We start from the raw sequence: 20,701 nt of genomic DNA on the forward strand, positions 1-20,701 counted from the left end.
CTCAGGCAGAGACGGGCACCGACATGACCGACACGACCACCGACGCGCCGCACCCCGCCCCGCGGATCCTCGTCGTCGACAACTACGACTCGTTCGTCTACACGATCGTCGGGTACCTCGACCAGCTCGGGGCCCGCACCGTCGTGGTGCGCAACGACGCCGTGCCCGAGCCGGACGCCGACGGCGTCTTCCACGACGACGACGGAGAGCCGTTCGACGGCGTCCTCGTCTCGCCCGGCCCCGGCACGCCCAAGGAGGCCGGGCGTTCCGAGGACGTCATCCGGGCCTGCGCCCGGTCGGCCACACCGATGCTGGGCGTGTGTCTCGGGCACCAGGCGCTGGCGGAGGTCTACGGCGCGACGGTCGCGCACGCCCCGGAGCTCATGCACGGCAAGACGAGCCTGGTCGAGCACGACGGCGTGGCGGTGCTGGAGGGGCTCGCGTCCCCGTTCACGGCCACCCGGTACCACTCGCTCGCGGTGCTGCCCGAGACCGTCCCGGCAGAGCTGGAGGTGACGGGCGAGACGGCCAGCGGCGTCGTCATGGCGCTGCGCCACCGGGACCTGCCGCTGCACGGCGTGCAGTTCCACCCCGAGTCGGTGCTCACCGAGGGCGGGCACCGGCTGCTCGCGAACTGGCTCGCGGTGTGCGGGGACGAGGGCGCCGTGGCGCGCTCGTCCGGCATGGCGCCGCTCGTGCACCAGGGCTGACGCGGCGAGCGGTCGGCCGGGCCGGTGATCGGCGCGGCGACGCTACGAGTCGTCGCCGCCGAACAGGTCGCCCACGCCGCCGTCGCCGCTGCCCGGGGTCTCGCCGTCGGTCGGATCGGTGCTGGGCTCCTCGCCGGCCTCCGGGCCCGAGGAGACGACGATCCCGACGTGCGACCCTTCCTCGAGCTCGGTGCCCGGGGGCTGCTCCTGCGAGATGACCGTGCCCGTCGGGACGTCGGCGGAGTTCTCGAAGGTGGGGTCCGCCTCGAGGTTCGCGTTGCCCATGGCGTTCTGTGCGTCCTCCAGCGTCTGACCGACGACCTCGGGCACGGTCGTCATCTCGGGTGCCTTCTCCTTGGCGATGACGAGCTCGACGGTGTCGCCCTGCGTCACCGATCCCTCGGCGGGGCTCTGCGAGATGACGGTGCCGGGCTCCTCGTCGCTCTCCTCCTCCCTGGTGTCCGAGCTCAGGCCCAGGTCGGAGAGCTTGCTCTTCGCGGCGTCCTCGGACATGCCGCGGAGGTCGGGCAGGCTCACCTGGCCGGTGGAGAGCACGAGGTCGACGGAGTCCCCCTCGGTCACGGCCTGCCCCTCGCCCGGGTTCGACTCGATGACGTCGCCCTCGGCGACGGAGGCGCTGTTCTGCTGGGAGACCTCGCCCTTCTGGAGGTTGGCCTCGGCGAGCGCGTCCTCCGCCTCGGACTCGGACAGCCCTGCCAGCGGCGGCACCGCGATCGTGTCGGGCCCGGCGGCGAAGGTCACGGTCACCCTGGAGCCCTCGTCGACCATCGCCCCGCCCTGCGGGTTCTGCCCGAGGAACGTGCCCTCCTGCTCCGTGGACTCCGTGTCGATCTCCTCGGCGTAGACCAGTCCGGCGCCCTCGATGCGGTCGCGGGCCTCCTGCGAGGTGACCGTCGCGGGCAGCGGCGGGACCTCGACCTGTTCGGGGCCGCGGTTGCCGTTCAGCAGCAGGATCGTGACGATCGCGGCCACGGCGAGGACGCCGATCGTGATGAGCGTCCACATGAGGCCCTTGCGGCTCTTGCCCTCTTCCTCGGTGGGCGTGCCGTCTGGCGGCGTGGTCGGAGCACCCGTGGCGCCCCACTGCTGCGTGGCCGGGTCCATCACCTGCGTGCCGGCGCCGGCCCCCATCACCTGGGTGGCGCCGGCGCCCGCGGCCGCGGCGCCGAGCAGCGGCGCCGTGACCGCACCTCCGCGCAGGGCGGACTCGAGGTCGGCGCGGAACTCCGCGGCGGTGGAGTAGCGGGTGTCGCGGTCCTTGGCCAGCGACTTCAGGACGATGCGGTCGAGCACCTCCGGCACGTCCGAGGCGAGCTCGCTGGGGCGCTGCGCGGCCTGGCCCACGTGCTGGTAGGCCACGGCGACCGGGGAGTCGCCGATGAACGGCGGGCGGCCGGTGAGGAGCTCGAACAGCAGGCAGCCCGTGGAGTACAGGTCGCTGCGGGCGTCCACCTGCTCGCCGCGGGCCTGCTCGGGCGACAGGTACTGCGCGGTGCCGATGACGGCGTGCGTCTGCGTCATGGTCGCCGCGGAGTCGGCGACGGCGCGGGCGATGCCGAAGTCCATCACCTTCACGGCGCCGGTGGGCGTGATCATCACGTTGGCGGGCTTGATGTCGCGGTGCACGATGCCGGCCTGGTGGGAGTACTCGAGGGCGCTCAGCACGCCCGCCGTGATCTCCAGGGCCTCCTCGATGGGCACCGCGGCGCCGTCCTGCAGGATGTCGCGGACGGTGTGGCCCTCGACGTACTCCATGACGATGAACGGCACGTGCACCGTCGCGCCCTGGGTGTCGGTGACGGTGTCCTCGCCGGTGTCGTAGACGGCGACGATCGCGGGGTGGTTCAGCGCGGCGGCGGACTGGGCCTCGCGCCGGAAGCGTGCGAGGAAGGACGGGTCGCGTGCGAGGTCGGAGCGCAGCACCTTGATGGCGACCGTGCGGCCGAGGCGGCTGTCGTGCCCGATGTGCACCTCGGCCATGCCGCCGCGGCCGATGAGCTCACCGACCTCGTACCGGCCGGCGAGTACCCGGGGCGTGTTGTCCACCACTCAGTCGTCCTTCTCGGTCGTGGTCGCGCGCGGGGCGCGCGACGGCTTCCGGTGCATCATCCCATCCGCGGGGGTGATGCTCGCGTGCACGGTCGTGCGGTCGGACGGGACGATCTCGTTCGCCGTCGTCGAGCAGGTGGTCCGACCCCCGGCGACCGCGGCACGTGGCCGAGCACCGGGCGCACGCCGGTCCGACGTCGGACCGGCTGTCGCAGCATAGGGGCTCAGGAGCCGCCGTGGGGCCGTGATCAGCATCGCGATCCCGGCCGCGGAGGCCGCGTCGTCGGCGGAGAGGCTGCGCACGAGCGTCGCGAGCAGGAGCACCAGGAGCAGTGCGAGGAGGGCCAGCAGCGGCCACGACAACCGGCCGAGCGGGCCGAACCGCTGCCCGGTCGTCGTCGACGTCCGCTTGCCGCCGGTGCGGGACGACGCCGAGCGGGAGCCGCCGCGTCCCTGCGGCTCGGCGGGCCGGCGCGCGGCCGCGGCGCCGCGGCGCGTGAGGGGCCGGCGCGCGTCGGAGGGCCCGCCGTGCCTGTCGCGGCGGGGCGGGTAGGCGCGGCCGGCCGGCCGCTCCCCGTCGACGGGGGTGTCCGACGGTCCGGTGCCGGACGGCGCCCCGGGCTGCGACGGCACCGGCGAGAACGGGTTCTGCGTCGGGACGTGCCCCGACGGCGAGGTCGGCGTCGAGGGGGCCGGCGGCGACGCGACCGTGCCGACCGGGCCGTACCGGGTCGGGTCGGCCTCCTCGGCGATCGCCTCGCCGGCGGTCTGCGTCGGAGGTTCGGCACCCGGTGCGGGTGCGGCGTGCGCGGGCACGGCCCGTGGAGGCCGGCTGCCGCCGCGGGCGGCGACCCGGCGGGCGGAGCGGGAACGCGCGCCCAGCGGGTCCTGCGCGATCTCCCGCGCGAGCACGTCCAGCTCCTGCGCGAGCTCCGCCGCGGACGCCGGACGCCGCCCGGGATCCTTCTCCAGCATCCGCTCGACGAGGGCCGCGAGCTCGGGGTGCACGTGCGACGGCAGCGGCGGGACGGTCGCGTTGACGTGGGCGACGGCGATGTCCACCGGCGTCGACCCGGTGAAGGGTCGCTTGCCGGCCGTCGCCTCGTAGGCCACGACCCCGAGGGCGTAGATGTCGGACGACGGCGTCGCGGCCTGCCCCACCGCCTGCTCGGGCGAGAGGTACTGCGCGGTGCCCATGACCATGCCTGTCGCCGTCATCGGGGCCTGGTTCGCGGCCAGCGAGACGCCGAAGTCGGTGATCTTCACCCCGCCGCCGTGCTCGAGCAGGATGTTGCCGGGCTTGACGTCGCGGTGCACCACCTGGGCCAGGTGCGCGTGGTGCAGCCCACGGGCCGTCGCCGCGAGGATCGGCAGCAGCTTGCGGGGCGCGACGACCGGCTCGCGCTCCAGCAGGTCGGCGAGCGGCTCCCCGAGCACCAGCTCCATCACGAGGTAGCCGGTGCCGTCCTGCTCGCCGTAGTCGTACATCTGGGCGATGTTCGGGTGCGACAGCGCGGCGCTGTTGCGCGCCTCCGTGCGCAGGCGGCGCAGGAAGTCCTCGTTGCCCGTGTACTCCTCGCGGAGCACCTTCACGGCGACCTCGCGGCCGAGGAACCCGTCGTCGGCGACCCAGACCTCACCCATGCCGCCGACGGCGATCTGGCGGGTGAGCCGGTAGCGGTCGCCGAGAGCGAGCCCCGTGGTCGGCCTCATCCGTTCAGCACCGCTTCCATGACGGACTTGGCGATCGGCGCGGCGACGCTGCCGCCGGTGGCCGACCCGCCCAGGTCGCCGCCCTCCTCCACGACGACGGCGACCGCGACCTGCGGGTCCTCGGCCGGCGCGAACGACGTGAACCAGACGTGCGGCGGCTCGGAGTTGTCGCCGTGCTGGGCCGTACCCGTCTTACCGGCGACGGTCACCCCGGACATCTGCGCCGCGGTGCCGGAGCCGGACTCGACGACGCTGGTCATCATGTCGGTGAGCTGGCCGGCGGTCTCCTCGGACACGGCCCGGCCGAGCCGGGTCGGCGAGGCCTGCTGGACGACCTCGAGCTGCGGGTCGCGGACGGTGTCGACGGCGTACGGCTCCATGACCTCGCCGTCGTTCGCGATGGCCGCGGACACCATCGCCATCTGCAGCGGCGTCGCCGCCACGCTGCCCTGCCCGATGCCGGACAGCTCCACCTCGGCGGTGGTCATCTCGGCCGGGTCGGGGTCGTACTGGCTCTTCGCGGTCGGGAACGGGATCGTGAAGTCGGTGCCGAACCCGAACTTCTCTGCCTGCTCGTTCATCGTCTCGGCGCCGAGTTCGCCCCCGAGCCCGAGGAAGGCGGTGTTGCACGAGATGCGCAGCGCGTCGGCGAGGGTCATCTCCCCGGCGGACGAGCACGACGTGCCGGCGAAGTTGCCGACCTGCGTGCTCGTGCCGGTGAGGGTGTAGGCGGAGGGTGCCTCGATCACCGAGTCCGGCGTGTAGTCGCCGCTCTCCAGGGCTGCCGCCGTCGTCACGAGCTTGAACGTCGAGCCCGGGGGGTAGCTGGTCGCGGTGGCACGGCTGACCAGGGGGTCGTCGTCCTGGTTCAGCAGGTCCTGGTAGGCGTCGCTCGCCTTCTTCGTGGAGTGCGAGGCGAGGTCGTTCGGGTCGAACGTGGGCTTGGACACCATCGCGAGGATCGCGCCGGTCGACGGGTCGAGGGCGACGACGGCGCCGCGCTGGTCGCCGAGCGCGTCCCACGCCGCCTGCTGCGCTGCCGGGTCGATCGTGAGCTCGACGGACGAGCCCTGCGGGTCGCGCCCGGTGAGCAGGTTGCGCAGCTGGTCCACCCACAGGGCGTCGGCCTGGCCGTTGAGGAAGTCGTTCTCGGCGTCCTCGATCCCGGTGGTGCCGTTGGCGAGGGAGAAGAAGCCGGTCAACGGCGCGTACAGGCGCCCGGAGGCGTACTCGCGCTGGTAGCCGAACGCGTCGTCCACGGGCACGGACTGCGCGATCGCCTCGCCGCCGACGACGATCGGGCCGCGGGCGCGCCCGTACTCGTTGTAGATCTTGCGGACGTTGCGGTTGTCGTCGTTGAGGTTGTCGGCGTGGAAGAACTGGATCCAGGTGGTCGAGACCATGAGCGCGACGAACATGACCATGACGACGCCGGCGAGCCTGCGCAGGGTGGAGTTCACCGGCGCTCACCCCCGTGGTCCGGGCCCCACGCGGGGTCGATGGCCTCGGTCGGGGCGGACGGCGCCGGACCGGTGCCGGGCCCGTCGGCGACGGACCGGCGCACGGGGGTGCCGAGCGCGGGCGTCCCGGCGTCGTCGCCCACGACGATCGGGTCGTTCAGGGCGCCGCCTGGCGCCACCGTGCCCCGCACGGGCAGCACGGAGGGGCGGCGCGCGTTGTCGGAGATGCGCAACAGCAGCGCGATGACGATCCAGTTCGCGAGCAACGACGACCCGCCCTGGGCCATGAACGGCAGCGTGAGGCCGGTCAGCGGGATGATCCGCGTGATCCCGCCGACGACGACGAAGAGCTGCAGCGCCATGACGAACGCGAGGCCGCCCGCGAGGAGCTTGCCGAAGCCGTCGCGGACGGCGATGGCGGTGCGCAGGCCGCGCTGGACGATGACCAGGTAGGCGATCAGGATCGCGAGGAGGCCGGTGAGCCCGAGCTCCTCGCCCAGAGACGAGTAGATGAAGTCGGAGAACGCGAACGGCACCAGGTACGGGTAGCCCTCGCCCCAGCCGGTGCCGAACAGGCCGCCCGACGCCATCGCGAACGTGCCCTGCACGATCTGGTACGAGGCACCGGAGTCGTACAGGTCGGCGTCGAACGGGTGCAGCCACACGTCCATGCGGGCCGCGACGTGCGGGAAGATGCTGGTGGCGAGCACGGCGCCCGCGGCGAACAGCACCAGGCCGATGAGGATCCAGCTGAACCGCTGGGTGGCGAGGTACAGCATCGCGACGAACAGACCGAAGAAGAGGAGCGAGGTGCCGAGGTCGCGCTCGAAGACGAGGACGCCGAGCGACGCCGCCCAGATGATGATGATCGGGCCCAGGTCCCGCAGGCGCGGCAGCTGCAGCCCCAGCACCCGGGGCCCGGCGAGGGCGAGCGTGTCACGGTTGGTGACGAGATAGCCCGCGAAGAAGATCGCGAACGCGATCTTGGCGAACTCCGCGGGCTGCATGGAGAACCCGGCGACGTTCACCCAGATGCGCGCGCCGTTGATCTCCTGGCCGACGCCGGGGATCAGCGGCAGCGCGACCAGGCCCAGGCCGACGAGCATCGCGGTGTACGTGAGCTTGCGGATCCAGCGGTGGTCGCGCAGGAACCAGACCAGCAGGGCGGCGACGACGGCACCCAGCGACGTGTACAGCAGGCTGGACCACGCGTTGGCGCCGCTCATGTCCGCGAGCTCGAGGCGCAGGATCATCGCCAGGCCGATGCCGTTGACGAAGACGACGGCGGGCAGGATCACCTGGTCGGCCCAGGGCGCGCGGATGCGCAGCACCACGTGGGCGCCCAGGGCGACCACGGCCAGGGCCGTGCTCTTCGGCCAGAACCCGTCCGGCAGGTCGCCCGTCATGCTGCGGCCGACCATCGCGAACGCCGTGATGCCCGCGCCCAGCGCGAGGACCAGGAGGAACAGCTCGGCGACGCGGGCGGGACGGCGCTCGGTGGGCTCGACGACCGGGCCCGGCGACTCGACCGCGCTCATCCGCCACCCCCTCCGCCGGAGCCGCCGGCCTGGTTCCCGGACTGCTTCTGGTCGCCGCCCTGCCCGGCGGACGACCGGGGTGACGGGGTGCTGCTCGGGGTCCTGCTCGGTGTGGGTGTGGGTGTGGGGGTGGGCTCGGGCTCGGGCTGGGCCTCGGCGATGAGCCGGTCGGCGCGCTCGCGAGCCTCGGCCTCGGAGGAGGTGCGGATCGACCCGTCGAGCTGGTCCGCCCAGAAGTCGGGGAGCTCGTCGACGGACGTTCCGGTGAGCTCGACCGGCGTGGACAACGTCAGTGGCCCGGCGCTCGCCGGGATGCCCTGGTAGACCGCGACCTCACCGTCGGCGACACCGACGTAGTACTGCTGTTGCGTCCACCCGTAGGCCGCCCACAGCCCGTAGCCCGCGGCGCCGAGGACCACGACCGTCACGAGGGCGACCAGCCAGGGCCGGCGCCGGCGGCGGGGGCGGGCGTCGTCGAGGTCGTCGTCCTCCTCCTCGTCGTCCTCGTCGTCCTCGTCACGGTCGCCCGGGGTGTCGGGGTCGGCCGCGCCGTCGTCGGGGGTCGAGGTGAGCGCGTCGGGCAGCTCGCCGGAGGCCGCGGCGCCCACGATCTGGGCGACGTCCTCGGCGGTCGCGGCGGCAGGCGCCGGCCCGTCGTCCGAGTCCACGACGTCGGCCACCACGACCGTGATGTTGTCGGTGCTGCCCGCCGTCATCGCCAGCTCGACCAGCACCTCCGCGGCCTCGTCCGGCGACGCGGTGCCGTCCAGCACCTCGGTGATCTGCTCGGGCGACACGAAGCCGGACAGGCCGTCGGAGCAGAGCATCCACCGGTCGCCGGCGTGCGCCTCGCGCACGGACATGTCCGGGGTGAGGTCGACGTCGAAGTCGCCGAGGACGCGCATCACCACGTTGCGCTGCGGGTGGTGCTCCGCCTCGTCCGGGGAGATGCGGCCCGTGTCCACCAGGTGCTGCACGAACGTGTGGTCGACCGTGACCTGCGAGAGGACGCCGTCGCGCAGCAGGTAGGCGCGCGAGTCGCCCAGGTGCGCCATGACGAGCGTCGTGCCGGTGTGCAGCAGGGCGGTGACGGTGGTGCCCATGCCGACCAGCTCCGGGTCGGCCTCGCTGGCCCGCACCAGGTCCTCGCGGGCCTGCTCGATCGTGTCCTCGAGGTCGTTCAGCGCCTGGTCGGGGCCGTGCTCCGTGCGGTCCAGCGGCGCGAGGGCCGCGATCGCGAGCTGGGACGCGACGTCGCCGCCCGCGTGCCCGCCCATGCCGTCGGCGACGACCAGCAGGTGCGGGCCGGCGTAGGCGGAGTCCTGGTTCGACGTGCGGACCAGGCCGACGTCGGAGCGCGCGGCGTACCGGAGGGTGAGGGTCACGGGCCGATCACCGCTGCAGCTCGACGACGGACCGGCCGATCTGCACACCGGCGCCCGGGGTCAGCAGGGTGGGTCCCGTGATCTTCGTCTCTCCCATGAACGTGCCGTTGGTGGAGCCCAGGTCCTCGACGAACCACTGGTCTCCCTGCGGGTAGATGCGGGCGTGCCGCGACGACGAGAAGTCGTCGTCGAGCACGAGCGTGCAGCCGGGGGCGCGGCCGATGAGGATCGACGCGGTCGACAGCGGCAGGGTCGTGCCCGTCAGCGGGCCGGCGGTCACGACCAGCTTGGTGGGGCCGCCCCGTGCGGGCTTGGCCGGCTTCGCGGGCGCGGCGGCGGCCGGCGGCCCAGCGGCCTCCTCGGTGCGGCGGCGCTCGGCGCGCGAGGCTCGCGGTGCTCCGCGCGGTGCGAGGTCCCGGCGCAGCACCGCGACGGCGGAGAGCACGAACACCCACAGCAGCACGAGGTAGCCCAGCCGCAGCAGGGTGAACGTCAGCTCGCCCATTCTTGGTAGATCACCAGTCCTCGGTCGGCTGGCCAGCGGCGGTACCGGACCAGAACATGATGCGGGTGCGCCCGATCGTCAGGGTGTTGCCGTCCAGCAGGGTGGCGGCGGGCACCTGGTGGCCCTCGACGAACAGCCCGTTCGTGGAGCCGAGGTCGGTCGCGACGACGCCCTCCGGGGTCACGCGGATCTCGAGGTGACGGCGGGACACGCCCGGGTCGTCCACGACGATGTCCGCCTCCGCGTCGCGGCCGATGACCGTGACGGGGCCCGTGAGCAGGTAGCGCTGGCCGTCGATGTCGATGAGCGGGTGGCGGGTGGACGGCGCGGCGGAGGTCGCGGGTGCGACGTTGCCGCGCACGGTCGACGAGCGCAGCTGGAAGCGGCCGCCCGCGAGCTCCTCGTGCTCCTCGAAGGACACGCTCACCGGCCCCACGAACGCGTAGTGCTGCGACGCCGCGAACTCGGTCAGGTTCGTCGCGAGCTCGTCCGCCATCGTCTCCGCTCCCCAGGCCTCGATCTGGGAGAAGTCGGACGACGACAGCTCGATCGTGAACTCGTTGGGCACGACCGTGCGGTCGCGGCCGACGACGGCAGCACGGTCGTCCAGCTCGCGCCGCAGCCGGCTCGCGAGCTCGACCGGCTTGATCTCGCTGTTGCGACCCACCTTGGCGAACGCGTTGTTCATCATGCGCTCGACACTCTTCTCGAAGCGCTCCAGGGCGCCCATGCCACCTCCTCCCGCCTGCCCGATCGTCCGCGGGCAGACTATCTAGATCGTAGGCAGGGGTGCAGCAGGAGCCCTCCGCGCGGTGTGGATTTCCTGCGAATCCTCGGCGCAGACCCGGGACCGGAGTGTCACGGTCAGGTCACGGTCGGCCTTCTGACCTGCGCCGGGACCGTTCGTCGAGGGTCCGGAGAGGGCGATTGGGGACTTGCCCCACGACCGTGCTAATCTTCTTCGGCACGCGCGAGTGGCGGAATAGGCAGACGCGCACGGTTCAGGTCCGTGTGCCCGAGAGGGCGTGGGGGTTCAACTCCCCCCTCGCGCACGTGAGGAGGGTTTCGGCTTCAGGGCCGGAACACCTTCGGAAAGTCCCGGTCAGGTTCTCCTGGCCGGGACTTTCTGCGTTCCGGGAGGTCTGAACCGGCTGTGGGCGCCGGCGCGAGCCCTGACTCCGGCTGTCGGACCTGGTGAAACCGCGTCGTGAGGGCCGCGGGAGGTGTGTGCGGGCGCGACGGTGTGCGGCGCGGTCGGGGCTGCGCGATGCCGGTGGTGTCAGTTGTCGCCGGGTGCCTGGTGGTGCTGGGGCGGTCCTCGGCGATGTCGGCGCGCTGTCCGGGCGGCTCGGCCCATGGGCCGGGTGTCGGGTGGTTCGCCGAGCTGCTCGGCCCAGGGTTCGGGCTGGTCGCTCCATGAGCAGGTGACGATCGACTCACTGGACTACAGTGATCATCACTGAACTGTAGTGATGATGCACTGACGTGAGAGTGATGGTGCTCGGTTGGAAACGAGTCAGGGCCCGCTCGACGAGGTGGTGGGGCGCCTGCGTGCAGCGTCGACCGACCTGGCGCAGATCGAGGTCAAGGCTGCCGGCGGTGGTTTGCCCAAGGACATCTGGCCGACGGTGAGCGCGTTCTCGAACGGGGACGGCGGGCTCATCATCCTGGGCCTGGACGAGAAGCATCATTTCGCCGCCGTCGAAGGCTTCGACGCGACCGCGATACGGGATGCGGTCTCGAACGGCTTCCGGCCGCGCCGGAGTGACGAGGGTGCGGGCCCGGTTACTCCACGTCCCATTGGTTCCGTCGACATTGCTGTCGTCGACGACGCTCCGGTGGTCGTCGTCGACGTCGAAGCGCTGCCGGCCGGGCAGAGGCCCTTGTTCGTGACAAGCCAGGGCAAGGAGGCTGGGACCTACGAACGTGTCGGCGACGGCGACCGGCGCATGAGCACGTACGGGGTGTTTCTCCTCTCGACGAATGTCGAGCAACCGCGCGTCGACTCCGACCCGGTACCGGGTGCGACCCTGAACGACCTCGAGCACGATCTGGTCGAACGCTTCGTCGCCAGGCTTCGTCGTCGACGCCCGCGCTCGGTCGTTGACCTGACCTCCGTCAAGGACATCCTCGTGCGGCACAACGTTCTCGCGAGCGACGGTGCGACGCCGACACTGGCCGGGTTGTTGGCACTCGGGCGATACCCCCAGCACTTCGTGCCGCAGGCCATGGTGACGTTCACTGTCTATCCGGGAACTTCGAAAGATGTGTTCGTCGGTGAACAACGGATGCTCGACCGGCGTGTCATCGAAGGGCCGATTCCCGCCATGGTGGAAGACGTGGTGCGGGCCGTGCTTCAGAACATCCAGGTTCGACGGGTCGTCGCCGGGGCGGGTGCCCGCGACGAACCGGAGATTCCCGAGCTGGCGATCCGTGAGTCGATCGCCAATGCCTTGACGCACCGCGACTACAGCCCGTGGGCACTCGGCGACCAAGTCCGCGTCGAACTGTTCCCGGACCGCCTCGAGATCGCCAACCCCGGCGGGATTTGGGGTGGGCGTCGCGTGGTCGATCTGTTCAGCGGAACCTCGCGCTCTCGCAACGCGGTCCTGTCGGCGCTGCTAGCGGACGTGCCCATGCTCAACACCGAGGAGGCCGTGTCGGAAAACGCGGGCTCGGGGATCCCGGCCATGACCGGTGCGCTCGGCCGCTCCGGCTTGGCGGCCCCGCGCTATGTCGCACGAGTGACAGACTTGACTGTCGTTCTCGACCGGCACGGACTACTGAGCCCAGAGACAAGCGATTGGCTCGACTCCGTCGGTGCGACGGACATGGACGCCGATCTGCGTCGCACGCTGGTTCTGGTCCACCGCGGCTATGCCGTCGACGACCAGGTGCTGCGTGCGCAGCTGGCGATGGACTCGGCGGACGCCAAGCATGTGCTCCGACGCTTGGTCGACGACGGTTGGCTGCAGTTTCCGCGTCGTACGGACGGGGCCTACCGACCCGGACACCGGCTCGACGGTGTGCGGCGCGACCAGGTCGCCCTTTTCCCTCAGGCCGACGTGCGTGCGCCTGCACCGGGGAGCATCGACGACAGGATCCTCAACGCGCTTGCCGATGCGGGACAGCTCTCGGTGCGCGCGATGGCCGACCGCCTCGATACGACGGTCGGCACCTTGCGACCGAGGCTACGAGTGCTCGTCGCAGAGGGGGTAGTCATCGCGACCGCACCGCCGACCAGTCGACACCGCGAGTATCGACTCTCGGCCCAAGGCTGAAGGTGTGCCTGGACGGCCGATCAGGGTGTGCCTGGCGCTGGCGCAGTCGCGATGGAGGCTCTGGTGAGCGAGTTTCGGAAACCACCCACGTGAGAAGGATTCGGTCCCAGTGCCGAAGCACTTCGAGAGGTCCCGGTCAGGTTCTCCTGACCGGGACCTCTTGCGTTCCGGGTGACGGACCTAGCGAGGTCCCGGCGGCGAGGGAAAGGTCGTCGCGAGGGTGTGCGGGGCCGTCGGCGCGTGCCTACGGTCGAGGGGTACGGCACTCCGCACGCCCCTGAGGGGAGGCGACGACGATGACCGACGACCCGACCGCACCGGGACACGATGACCTGCCGTTGCCCGACTACGACCACCTGTCCACCGGGGAGCTCGTCCACCGGATCCGTGCGCTCGACGCGGCCGGCGTCGAGGAGCTCCTGACCTACGAGCGGGCGCACGGCGACCGCCTGCCGGTGGTGACGGTGCTGGAGCAGAGGATCGCCGACCTGCGCGACGGAGCCGAGCCGTCGGGCGGCGACCCCGCGACGGCGGGCCCCGGTGGGGAGCCGCACCGGGCGGGCGGCAAGGTCTCGCCCGACACGGCCGCTGAACCGGGCCCGCCGGAGCCGTACCAGGGCACGAGCTCGCAGCCGCGGGGCTGACCTGGTCGTGCGGCATCGTGCCGCCCGCCGCGGGCCTATCCTCGGCGGATGGCGCTCGACCCGACCACCCTCCGGACGCTCGCGGCGGCGATCCGCCTCGGGTCGTTCGCGGCCGCGGGGCGCGAGCTCGGGTACACGGCCTCGGCGGTGTCCCAGCAGATGTCCGGCCTGGAGCGGTCGCTGGGGCTGCGGTTGTTCGAGCGCAGCGCCCGCAGCGTGCAGCCCACGGAGGCGGCGCAGTACCTGTTCGAACGGTCCGGGGAGCTGCTCGCGCTGGTCGAGCAGCTCGAGGCCGACGCCGCGCGCCTCGCCGCCGGCCAGGCGGGGCGGCTGCGGATCGGCAGCTTCGCCTCGGCGGGCGGGCCGATCGTGGCGCAGGTGATCGCGCGCTTCCTGGTCCGCCGTCGTGACGTCGAGATCTCCCTCGACGAGGGGGAGCCGCACGAGCTGTTCCCGAGGGTGCTCGACGGCGACCTCGACGTCGCGCTCGGGTTCCGGTACGACCTGGTGCCCGTGGTGTGGCCGCCCGAGGTGCGGCTCACCGAGCTCATGGTCGAGGACCTGTGCGTCATCGCGTCCCGGCGGCACCGGCTGGCGCACGCCGCCGCCGTCGACTTCGGCGACCTGGCGGCCGAGCGATGGATCGCCAACCGGGAGGACACGGCCGCGAGCCGCTGCCTCGTCGCGCTGGCCGAGGACGAGGGGTTCAGCCCGCACATCGCGTTCCGCAGCAACAGCTTCGGGACCGTCCGCGGGTTCGTCGCGGCCGGCCTCGGTGTCGCTCTCATCCCCGGCCTCGGGTACGAGCCCGACGACGACATCGTCACCCTGCCCCTCACCCGGCGGCTCCCCCGCCGCCAGATCGTCGCCGCGACGCGGCGGGTGGACGACAACCCGCTGACGGGCGCGTTCCTGGCCGCCATCCGCCGCGTGACCGCGGGCTTCGGCGACACCGCCCGCTGAGCGCCCGCCGTCGCCGGGCCGTGGCTCGCGGGCCGGGAGGCCGGAGCGTAAGCGGCGCTGATGCCGAGCGTGTCCAGCTCTGGTCCACAGGCCCTGGTCCCGTCCCCCGCCGGGCCCGCAGACTCGACGGACACCAAGGGCGATGACGCGGCAGCGTTGCTGCGGGGATGGGGAGATCAGATGGACGGCAGCACCACGGCCTCGGTCGTCGCGTTCGTGCTCTATCTGGCCGTCATGCTGGGCATGGGCCTGTGGTTCATGCGCCGCAACGACGACGTCGGCGACTTCGCCATCGGTGGCCGGCGGCTCGGCACCTTCGCCGCGACCCTCAGCGCCAAGGCCACCGACTCCAGCTCCTGGGTCTTCCTCGGGCTGCCGGGCGCCTTCTACGTCAGCGGCATGCAGAACGTGTGGATGATCATCGGCCTGACGGTCGGCTTCTACGTGAGCTGGCGGGTCGTCGCCGGCCGCCTCCGCGAGGACACCGAGCACGGCTTCGACTGGCGCAGCGGGCGGCGCGCGGAGTCCGTCACCCTGCCGGCGTACCTCGCCAACCGGTTCCACAGCGACGCCGTGCGCCTCGTGTCCGCCGTCGTCATCCTCGTCTTCTACGTCGTGTACCTCGGCTCCGGCCTCGTCGCGACGGGCGTGATGTTCGGGCAGGTGTTCGGCGTGTCGAGCACGACGGGCATCCTGCTCGGCGCCGCCGTCGTCATGCTCTACTCGAGCCTCGGCGGGTTCCTCGCCTCCAGCTACACGGACGTCGTGCAGGGCGTGCTGATGTTCGTCAGCCTCGCCGTCGTCTCGGTCGTGGCGCTCGTCAGCCTCGGCGGGCCGGCCGCCGTCGCGCAGAGCATCGGGGACGCCAACCCCGACCTCGCGTCCCCGTTCGTCGAGGTCGCGCTCGTGGACGGCCAGTGGGTCTCGGGCAGCTCGGTCGCCGTCGTCGCGATCGTGTCCGCGCTGGCGTGGGGGCTCGGCTATTTCGGGCAGCCGCACATCCTGGCGCGCTTCATGGGGCTGCGCACCGCGGCGTCGACGAAGGGCGCCCGCAGGATCGGCGTGTTCCTGTCCGTCACCCTGCTCGGCTTCGGCGGCGTCATCGGGATGCTCGCCGTCGCCTACTTCGGCCCCGACCTCGCGAACCCCGAGAACGGGTACGCGCAGCTCGTCACCGAGCTGCTGCCGTCGTGGTTGGTCGGCGTCTTCCTCGCCGGCATCCTCGCCGCCATCATGAGCACCGCCGACTCGCAGCTCGTGGTCGCCGCGACGACCCTCTCCGAGGACTTCTTCCGCGCGTTCGTGAAGCGCGACGCGACCGACCGCACCGTCGTGCTGATCAGCCGCGCGACCGTCGTCCTGGTCTCCGTGGTCGCCGTCGCCATCGCCCTGCGGGGCGGCACCGTCCTCGGGCTGGTGTCCTACGCCTGGGCCGGGTTCGGCGCCGCCTTCGGGCCCGTGATCCTCGCCGCGCTGTACTCGCGGCGCACCAGCCGGGTGGGCGCCCTGGTCGGCATGCTCGCCGGCGGTCTCACCGTCGTGCTCTACCCGCTCGTCGACCCGATCGGCCTGTACGAGCTCGTCCCCGGGTTCGCGGCCGGCCTGCTCGGCGTCTGGGTGGGCAACCGTCTGGGCCCCGAGCCGTCGCGGACCGTGCGCGAGCAGTACGACGCCGTCCGCAGCGGCGCGCCGGCCCCCGCGGAGGCCGCGACCGCCTGAGCGGGACCGTCCGCCGGCCCGGCGGGCGCACCACACCACCACGCACCACCACCTACCTACCAGGAGGATCCCCATGGGGCAGGTACTCACCGAGGTCGTCGACGACTGCGGCATCGTCACCCTGGACAACCCGGACGCGCTCAACGCCTGGAGCCAGGAGATGCAGCGGGCCGTCGGGGCCGCCGTCGCCGGGTTCGGCGCCGACCCCGACGTCCGGTCCGTCGTGCTGACCGGCGCCGGTGACCGCGCGTTCTGCTCCGGCCAGGACCTCAACGAGCTCGCCGGGTTCGGCGTCGACGACGTCGAGACCTGGCTGGGGACCTTCGCCGACGTGTACGAGACGATCCTGTCCTGCCCCAAGCCGGTCGTCGCAGCGCTCAACGGGGTCGCCGCCGGGTCCGGCTACCAGCTGTCCCTGCTCTGCGACCTGCGGGTCGCGCACGACGGCGTCCGGATGGGGCAGCCTGAGGTGAGGTCGGGCATCCCGAGCATCACGGGGATGTACCTGACGTGGCAGTCGCTCGGGCACGCCAAGACGGCCGAGCTGATGCTCACCGGGCGGCTCGTCGACGCCGCGGAGGCCCGCGACCTCGGGCTGGTCACCGAGATCGTGCCCGCCGACCGCGTGCTCGCCCGCGCCCAGGAGCGCGCCGCCGAGCTCGCCGCCCAGCCGGCCCACGCGTTCCGGCTCACCAAGCAGCACCTCTACGAGACCCTGCGACCGGGCCTGCGCGCCGCCTTCGCCGCCGCTCTCGAGATCGACAAGGGCGCCTACGCGGAGGGCGAGCCGCAGGGCACCGCCCAGGAGTTCCTGTCCCGCCGGCGCGACGCGGCGGCCTCGTGAGCGTGACGACGCCGGCGCAGGTCATCGGCGGGCGGGACGTCTCCGCCGAGCTCTCCGCGCTGGCGGCAGAGCGACCCGACCGGCTCTACGCCACCGCGGGTGACCGGCGCGTCACCGTCGGCGAGCTCGACGCCGAGGTCGACCGGGTCCGGGACGCCCTCGTCGCCGCCGGCGTCGGCGTCGGCGCGCGGGTCGCCGTCGCGCTGCCGAACACCGTCGCGCACGTCGCCGTCGTGTTCGCCCTGGTCCGCGTCGGCGCGCTCTGGGTGCCGCTCAACCCGAAGCTCCGCGGCGCCCCGCTCGCGCACCTGCTGGACGACTCCGGCGCGACGCACCTCGTGGCGGAGGGGGGCGCGGACGTCGTGGGCGCCGTGGTCGCCGACCTGCGCGAGCGGGAGGGTGCTGCGGCCCTCGGCCCGGGCGTCGCGGTCGCGCAGGACGCCGGCGCGACGACCGACCTGTGGGCGTTGCCAGGGCGGGACGGCGGCGCGGTACAGGACACGAGCCTGCTCCTGTACACGTCCGGGACGACCGGCCCGCCCAAGGGCGTCCGGGTCAGCCAGACCATGCTGCGGGCCGCCGCCGTCGGCGCCCTGGAGGTCACCGACGCCCGTCCCGGCGACGTGCTCTACCTGTGGGAGCCGATCTTCCACGTGGGCGGGGCCCAGACGCTGCTCATGCCGCTGTACGCCGACGTGTCCCTCGCGCTCGCGCGGCGCTTCACCGCCTCCGGGTTCTGGGCCGACGTCGTGCGCACCGGCGCGACCCACGTGCACTACCTCGGCGGGATCCTGCAGATCCTGCTCGGCCGGCCGCCGTCGGAGCTGGAGCGCCGCCACCGCGTCCGCGTGGCGTGGGGAGCCGGGGCCACCCCGGCGATCTGGGAGCAGTGCCGGGAGCGGTTCGGCGTCGCCGTGCACGAGTGCTACGGGATGACGGAGACCTCCAGCATCGTCACGGTCAACAAGGAGGGCCCCGGGCAGGGGGTGGGGCGCCCGCTGCCGTGGTTCGACGTCCGTGCCGGCGACGGCGCGCCCGGGGAGATCCTCGTCCGGCCCACCGTCCCGGGTCTGCTCACCCCCGGGTACCTCGGCAACCCCGACGCCTCCGCCGCGGCGCGGGACGGCGACTGGTTCCGCACGGGCGACCACGGCACCCTCGACGCAGGTGGCAACCTGCACTTCCACGGCCGGGCCAGCGACAGCGTGCGCGTGCGCGGCGAGAACGTCTCGGCATGGCAGGTCGAGGACGTCTACGGACGTCACCCCGACGTCGAGCGGTGCGCCGTGGTCGGCGTCGCCGCCGACGTCGGCGAGCAGGAGATGCTCCTGGTCGTCACGCTCCGGGACGGCGCCGAGCCGGACCCGCGGAGCGTCGTGGCGTGGGGTGCCGACCACCTGGCGCCGTTCCAGGTGCCGCGCTACGTGCGGGTGCTCGACGAGCTGCCCCTGACACCGAGCCAGCGGGTGGCGAAGCACCGGCTCCCCCGCGGCACCGACGGCGCGCTCGACTGCGCGCAGCGTTGAGCGCCGCCGGGTCTCCGCTGGTGCGGGGCCCCGGCGTCGGGCCAGCATGGGCGCATGACCACCGCGGACGCGGTCGAGATCGCGTGCGACGAGTCCGGCTTCTCCGGGAGCAACCTCCTGGACCCGGCCTCGCCGGTGATCACGCATGCGAGCACCGACCTCACGGCGGCGGAGGCGGGTGAGCTGCTGGCGGACCTCGCGCAACGGTTCGCGCACCCCGCCGCCGCGGAGCACAAGGCGTACGTGCTGCTGCGGCCGGGTAGCCCCGACGCCGTGGACTGGTTCCTCGACGCGCTGCGCGGGCGCGCGCACGTGCACGCGGTCGACAAGCGGGCGTTCGTCGCGTCGCGGGCGCTCGACCTGCTCGTCGGCGAGCCGTCCTACGGCGACGGCACGCTCCTCGGTGCCGACCACCGCGGTGAGGCCGCCGTGCTCCGGGAGCGGACGGCGTTCCTGACGGCGTTCGTCGCGATGGTGCGCACCCGGCGGGTCCACCGGGTCGACCACGCGGCCGTCACCCGCTTCCTCGCCGAGGTCCCCGACGACGTCCCCGTGCTGCGCGGGCTGACTCGCGCGCGGGTGGTGTCGGTGCTGGAGCGGCTGGTCGCCGGCGACCCCACGATCCCGCCGCCGCTGGAGCCCCTGATCCCCGCCGTCGCGGACACGGTGCTGTGGTGGAGCGCGGGGCGGCGCTCGGTCGTGCTGGTGCACGACGAGCAGAGTGCCCTCACCCCGCAGCGCATGGCGCGGCTCGCCACCCACCTCGCCCAGGCGGCCGCGCCCGCGCCGCCGCCCCTGCTGGGCGGTCGCCAGGTCGACTCCCGCGACGACGCCCGCATCCAGGTGGCTGACCTGCTGGCCGGGGTCGCGCGCCGCGACGCCTCGTTCACCGCGGCAGTCCCGGATCGGATCGGCACCTCGGGCTGCCGACCAGATCCGAGACTGCCGCACTGATCCGAGTCGCCGACTCAGAACGGATTCACCCGCGGTTCGTCGGGTGAAATGTCGTCGTTCGCTATGTTGCGGTGAAGCAGAGAAGTATTGTCCGTCGCCTTGGTGCGTACGGGAGGTATAGACGTGGACATCGATGAACGACTCGCCTCGCTCGCGGCGAAGATCCGACAGCAGAAGGGTGGGATCGAGACGGAGGAGGCGACGAAGAACGCCTTCGTGATGCCTTTCATCTCGCTCGTCCTGGGTTATGACGTCTTCAACCCGAACGAGGTCGTGCCCGAGTTCACCGCGGACGTGGGGACGAAGAAGGGTGAGAAGATCGACTACGCGATCGTCCGGGACGGCGAGGTGCAGATCCTCGTCGAGGCGAAGGCCGTCGGCGCCCCGCTCACCTTGAACCACGCGTCGCAGCTCTTCCGGTACTTCGCGACGACCAACGCGAGGATCGCCCTCCTGACCAACGGTCAGCACTACTACTTCTACACCGACCTCGACAGGTCGAACCGGATGGACGACAAGCCGTTCCTGCAGCTCGACCTGCTGGACATCGACGAGTCGCTGGTCCCGGAGATCGAGAAGCTGACGAAGGAGTCCTTCGACCTCGACTCCGTCGTCAGCGCCGCGGAGGAGCTCAAGTACATCGGGGCCCTGAAGCGGGCGCTCGCCGGGCAGTTCCGTGACCCCGACGACGAGTGGGTGAAGGCACTCACCAACCGGGTGTACGACGGGTCGTTCACACAGCGGGTCCGGGAGCAGTTCCGGGTCCTGGTCTCCAAGGCCACGAAGCAGTTCCTGGCCGATCAGGTGAACGATCGGCTGAAGGCGGCGCTCGGCGGACAGTCGTACTCCGACGCCGCGGCGGCGCCGGTCTCGGCGGCGACCGCGGCGGAAGAGAGCGTGGACTCCGCGGAGGGCGACGACAAGGGCATCGAGACGACTCTCGAAGAGATCGAGGGCTACCAGATCGTGCGAGCCATCGCCTGCAGCGAGGTTCCGCCGGTCCGGATCGTCCATCGCGACACGAAGAGCTACATGGGCGTGCTGCTCGACGACAACAACCGCAAGCCCATCGTGCGCCTGCACTTCAACACCGGACAGAAGTACCTCGGACTCTTCGACGAGCAGAAGAACGAGACGCGCGTGCCGATCGACTCCCTCGACCAGATATACGAGCACGCGGAACGCATCCGCAAGACGGTGCACCACTACATCTGAAGAGCCCCCGACCGCCGTGCGGGCGGGTGGACTGCCGGTCGCCGGCCGTCGCGAGCGGCCCGACCCGGGCGCGCACCCGCGTCGCCGTCGGCATCCGGGCACGGACGTGACGTGACGGCGGCCGGGCGGCGAATGTCGCATGATCTCTGCGCGAACAGTCGCCGACGGGGGTCC

Annotated in this window: 16 protein-coding genes and 1 tRNA gene; 10 read left to right on the forward strand and 7 right to left on the reverse strand. The window is 72.3% G+C overall.

What is annotated here, in order from left to right:
• The first annotated feature begins 23 nt into the window (after positions 1-23).
• Complete coding sequence (locus tag EYB28_RS01555; RefSeq protein ID WP_166844267.1) at positions 24-710, forward strand: aminodeoxychorismate/anthranilate synthase component II; 687 nt, start codon at positions 24-26, stop codon at positions 708-710.
• Between the two features lie 42 nt (positions 711-752).
• Here EYB28_RS01555 and pknB read toward each other — a convergent pair whose 3' ends face one another.
• The 7 genes from pknB to EYB28_RS01590 are packed head-to-tail and all read right to left on the reverse strand — an operon-like array spanning position 753 to position 10,111.
• On the reverse strand, positions 753-2,780 hold the full coding sequence (gene pknB / locus EYB28_RS01560) for a Stk1 family PASTA domain-containing Ser/Thr kinase (protein WP_166844269.1): 2,028 nt from the start codon (positions 2,778-2,780) through the stop codon (positions 753-755).
• Positions 2,781-4,493, reverse strand: a complete 1,713-nt coding sequence (locus EYB28_RS01565) for a serine/threonine-protein kinase (RefSeq protein ID WP_166844271.1) — start codon at positions 4,491-4,493, stop codon at positions 2,781-2,783. It abuts the gene before it with no gap.
• A complete protein-coding gene (locus EYB28_RS01570; RefSeq protein ID WP_166844273.1) occupies positions 4,490-5,953 on the reverse strand; it encodes a penicillin-binding protein 2 in 1,464 nt (487 codons plus the stop codon). The genes EYB28_RS01565 and EYB28_RS01570 overlap by 4 nt, the downstream gene beginning before the upstream one ends.
• Complete coding sequence (locus tag EYB28_RS01575) at positions 5,950-7,491, reverse strand: FtsW/RodA/SpoVE family cell cycle protein (protein WP_166844275.1); 1,542 nt, start codon at positions 7,489-7,491, stop codon at positions 5,950-5,952. The genes EYB28_RS01570 and EYB28_RS01575 overlap by 4 nt, the downstream gene beginning before the upstream one ends.
• Entirely contained in the window at positions 7,488-8,876 is a 1,389-nt protein-coding gene (locus EYB28_RS01580) for a Stp1/IreP family PP2C-type Ser/Thr phosphatase (RefSeq protein ID WP_166844277.1), read from the reverse strand. Before EYB28_RS01580 ends, EYB28_RS01575 begins: the two co-directional genes overlap by 4 nt.
• 7 nt (positions 8,877-8,883) lie before the next feature.
• Positions 8,884-9,381, reverse strand: coding sequence for an FHA domain-containing protein (locus tag EYB28_RS01585; RefSeq protein ID WP_166844279.1), 498 nt, complete (start codon positions 9,379-9,381; stop codon positions 8,884-8,886).
• 10 nt (positions 9,382-9,391) lie between these two features.
• A complete protein-coding gene (locus EYB28_RS01590) occupies positions 9,392-10,111 on the reverse strand; it encodes a DUF3662 and FHA domain-containing protein (protein ID WP_166844281.1) in 720 nt (239 codons plus the stop codon).
• Between the two features lie 238 nt (positions 10,112-10,349).
• Between EYB28_RS01590 and EYB28_RS01595 the strand changes: the two genes are divergently transcribed.
• The 9 genes from EYB28_RS01595 (at position 10,350) to EYB28_RS01635 (ending at position 20,527) form a co-directional block, all read left to right on the forward strand.
• Positions 10,350-10,433 (forward strand) — tRNA-Leu (locus tag EYB28_RS01595).
• 453 nt (positions 10,434-10,886) lie between these two features.
• On the forward strand, positions 10,887-12,662 hold the full coding sequence (locus EYB28_RS01600) for an ATP-binding protein (protein ID WP_166844283.1): 1,776 nt from the start codon (positions 10,887-10,889) through the stop codon (positions 12,660-12,662).
• A 296-nt stretch (positions 12,663-12,958) separates the two neighbouring features.
• Positions 12,959-13,306, forward strand: coding sequence for a hypothetical protein (locus tag EYB28_RS01605; RefSeq protein ID WP_166844285.1), 348 nt, complete (start codon positions 12,959-12,961; stop codon positions 13,304-13,306).
• A 48-nt stretch (positions 13,307-13,354) separates the two neighbouring features.
• Positions 13,355-14,269, forward strand: coding sequence for a LysR family transcriptional regulator (locus EYB28_RS01610; RefSeq protein ID WP_166844287.1), 915 nt, complete (start codon positions 13,355-13,357; stop codon positions 14,267-14,269).
• 180 nt (positions 14,270-14,449) lie between these two features.
• Entirely contained in the window at positions 14,450-15,988 is a 1,539-nt protein-coding gene (locus EYB28_RS01615) for a sodium/proline symporter (RefSeq protein WP_166844289.1), read from the forward strand.
• 73 nt (positions 15,989-16,061) lie between these two features.
• A complete protein-coding gene (locus tag EYB28_RS01620) occupies positions 16,062-16,832 on the forward strand; it encodes an enoyl-CoA hydratase/isomerase family protein (protein WP_166844290.1) in 771 nt (256 codons plus the stop codon).
• The gene (locus EYB28_RS01625; protein ID WP_205710811.1) at positions 16,829-18,358 is read left to right on the forward strand and encodes an AMP-binding protein; all 1,530 of its coding nucleotides are present in this window, start codon (positions 16,829-16,831) and stop codon (positions 18,356-18,358) included. Before EYB28_RS01620 ends, EYB28_RS01625 begins: the two co-directional genes overlap by 4 nt.
• A 54-nt stretch (positions 18,359-18,412) precedes the next feature.
• Complete coding sequence (locus EYB28_RS01630) at positions 18,413-19,312, forward strand: hypothetical protein (protein ID WP_166844292.1); 900 nt, start codon at positions 18,413-18,415, stop codon at positions 19,310-19,312.
• Positions 19,313-19,435: 123 nt separating this feature from the next.
• The gene (locus EYB28_RS01635; RefSeq protein WP_166844294.1) at positions 19,436-20,527 is read left to right on the forward strand and encodes a type I restriction endonuclease; all 1,092 of its coding nucleotides are present in this window, start codon (positions 19,436-19,438) and stop codon (positions 20,525-20,527) included.
• The last annotated feature ends 174 nt before the right edge of the window (positions 20,528-20,701 follow it).

This window comes from Isoptericola sp. BMS4 (assembly GCF_011634835.1).
GTDB lineage: Bacteria > Actinomycetota > Actinomycetes > Actinomycetales > Cellulomonadaceae > Isoptericola.

Coding starts and splice junctions, on each gene's coding strand:
- EYB28_RS01620 (WP_166844290.1), top strand. CDS start 16,062: ATGGGGCAGGTACTCACCGAGGTCGTCGACGACTGCGGCATCGTCACC.
- EYB28_RS01585 (WP_166844279.1), bottom strand. CDS start 9,381: ATGGGCGAGCTGACGTTCACCCTGCTGCGGCTGGGCTACCTCGTGCTG.
- EYB28_RS01565 (WP_166844271.1), bottom strand. CDS start 4,493: ATGAGGCCGACCACGGGGCTCGCTCTCGGCGACCGCTACCGGCTCACC.
- EYB28_RS01615 (WP_166844289.1), top strand. CDS start 14,450: ATGGACGGCAGCACCACGGCCTCGGTCGTCGCGTTCGTGCTCTATCTG.
- EYB28_RS01610 (WP_166844287.1), top strand. CDS start 13,355: ATGGCGCTCGACCCGACCACCCTCCGGACGCTCGCGGCGGCGATCCGC.
- EYB28_RS01605 (WP_166844285.1), top strand. CDS start 12,959: ATGACCGACGACCCGACCGCACCGGGACACGATGACCTGCCGTTGCCC.
- EYB28_RS01630 (WP_166844292.1), top strand. CDS start 18,413: ATGACCACCGCGGACGCGGTCGAGATCGCGTGCGACGAGTCCGGCTTC.
- EYB28_RS01590 (WP_166844281.1), bottom strand. CDS start 10,111: ATGGGCGCCCTGGAGCGCTTCGAGAAGAGTGTCGAGCGCATGATGAAC.
- EYB28_RS01575 (WP_166844275.1), bottom strand. CDS start 7,491: ATGAGCGCGGTCGAGTCGCCGGGCCCGGTCGTCGAGCCCACCGAGCGC.
- EYB28_RS01555 (WP_166844267.1), top strand. CDS start 24: ATGACCGACACGACCACCGACGCGCCGCACCCCGCCCCGCGGATCCTC.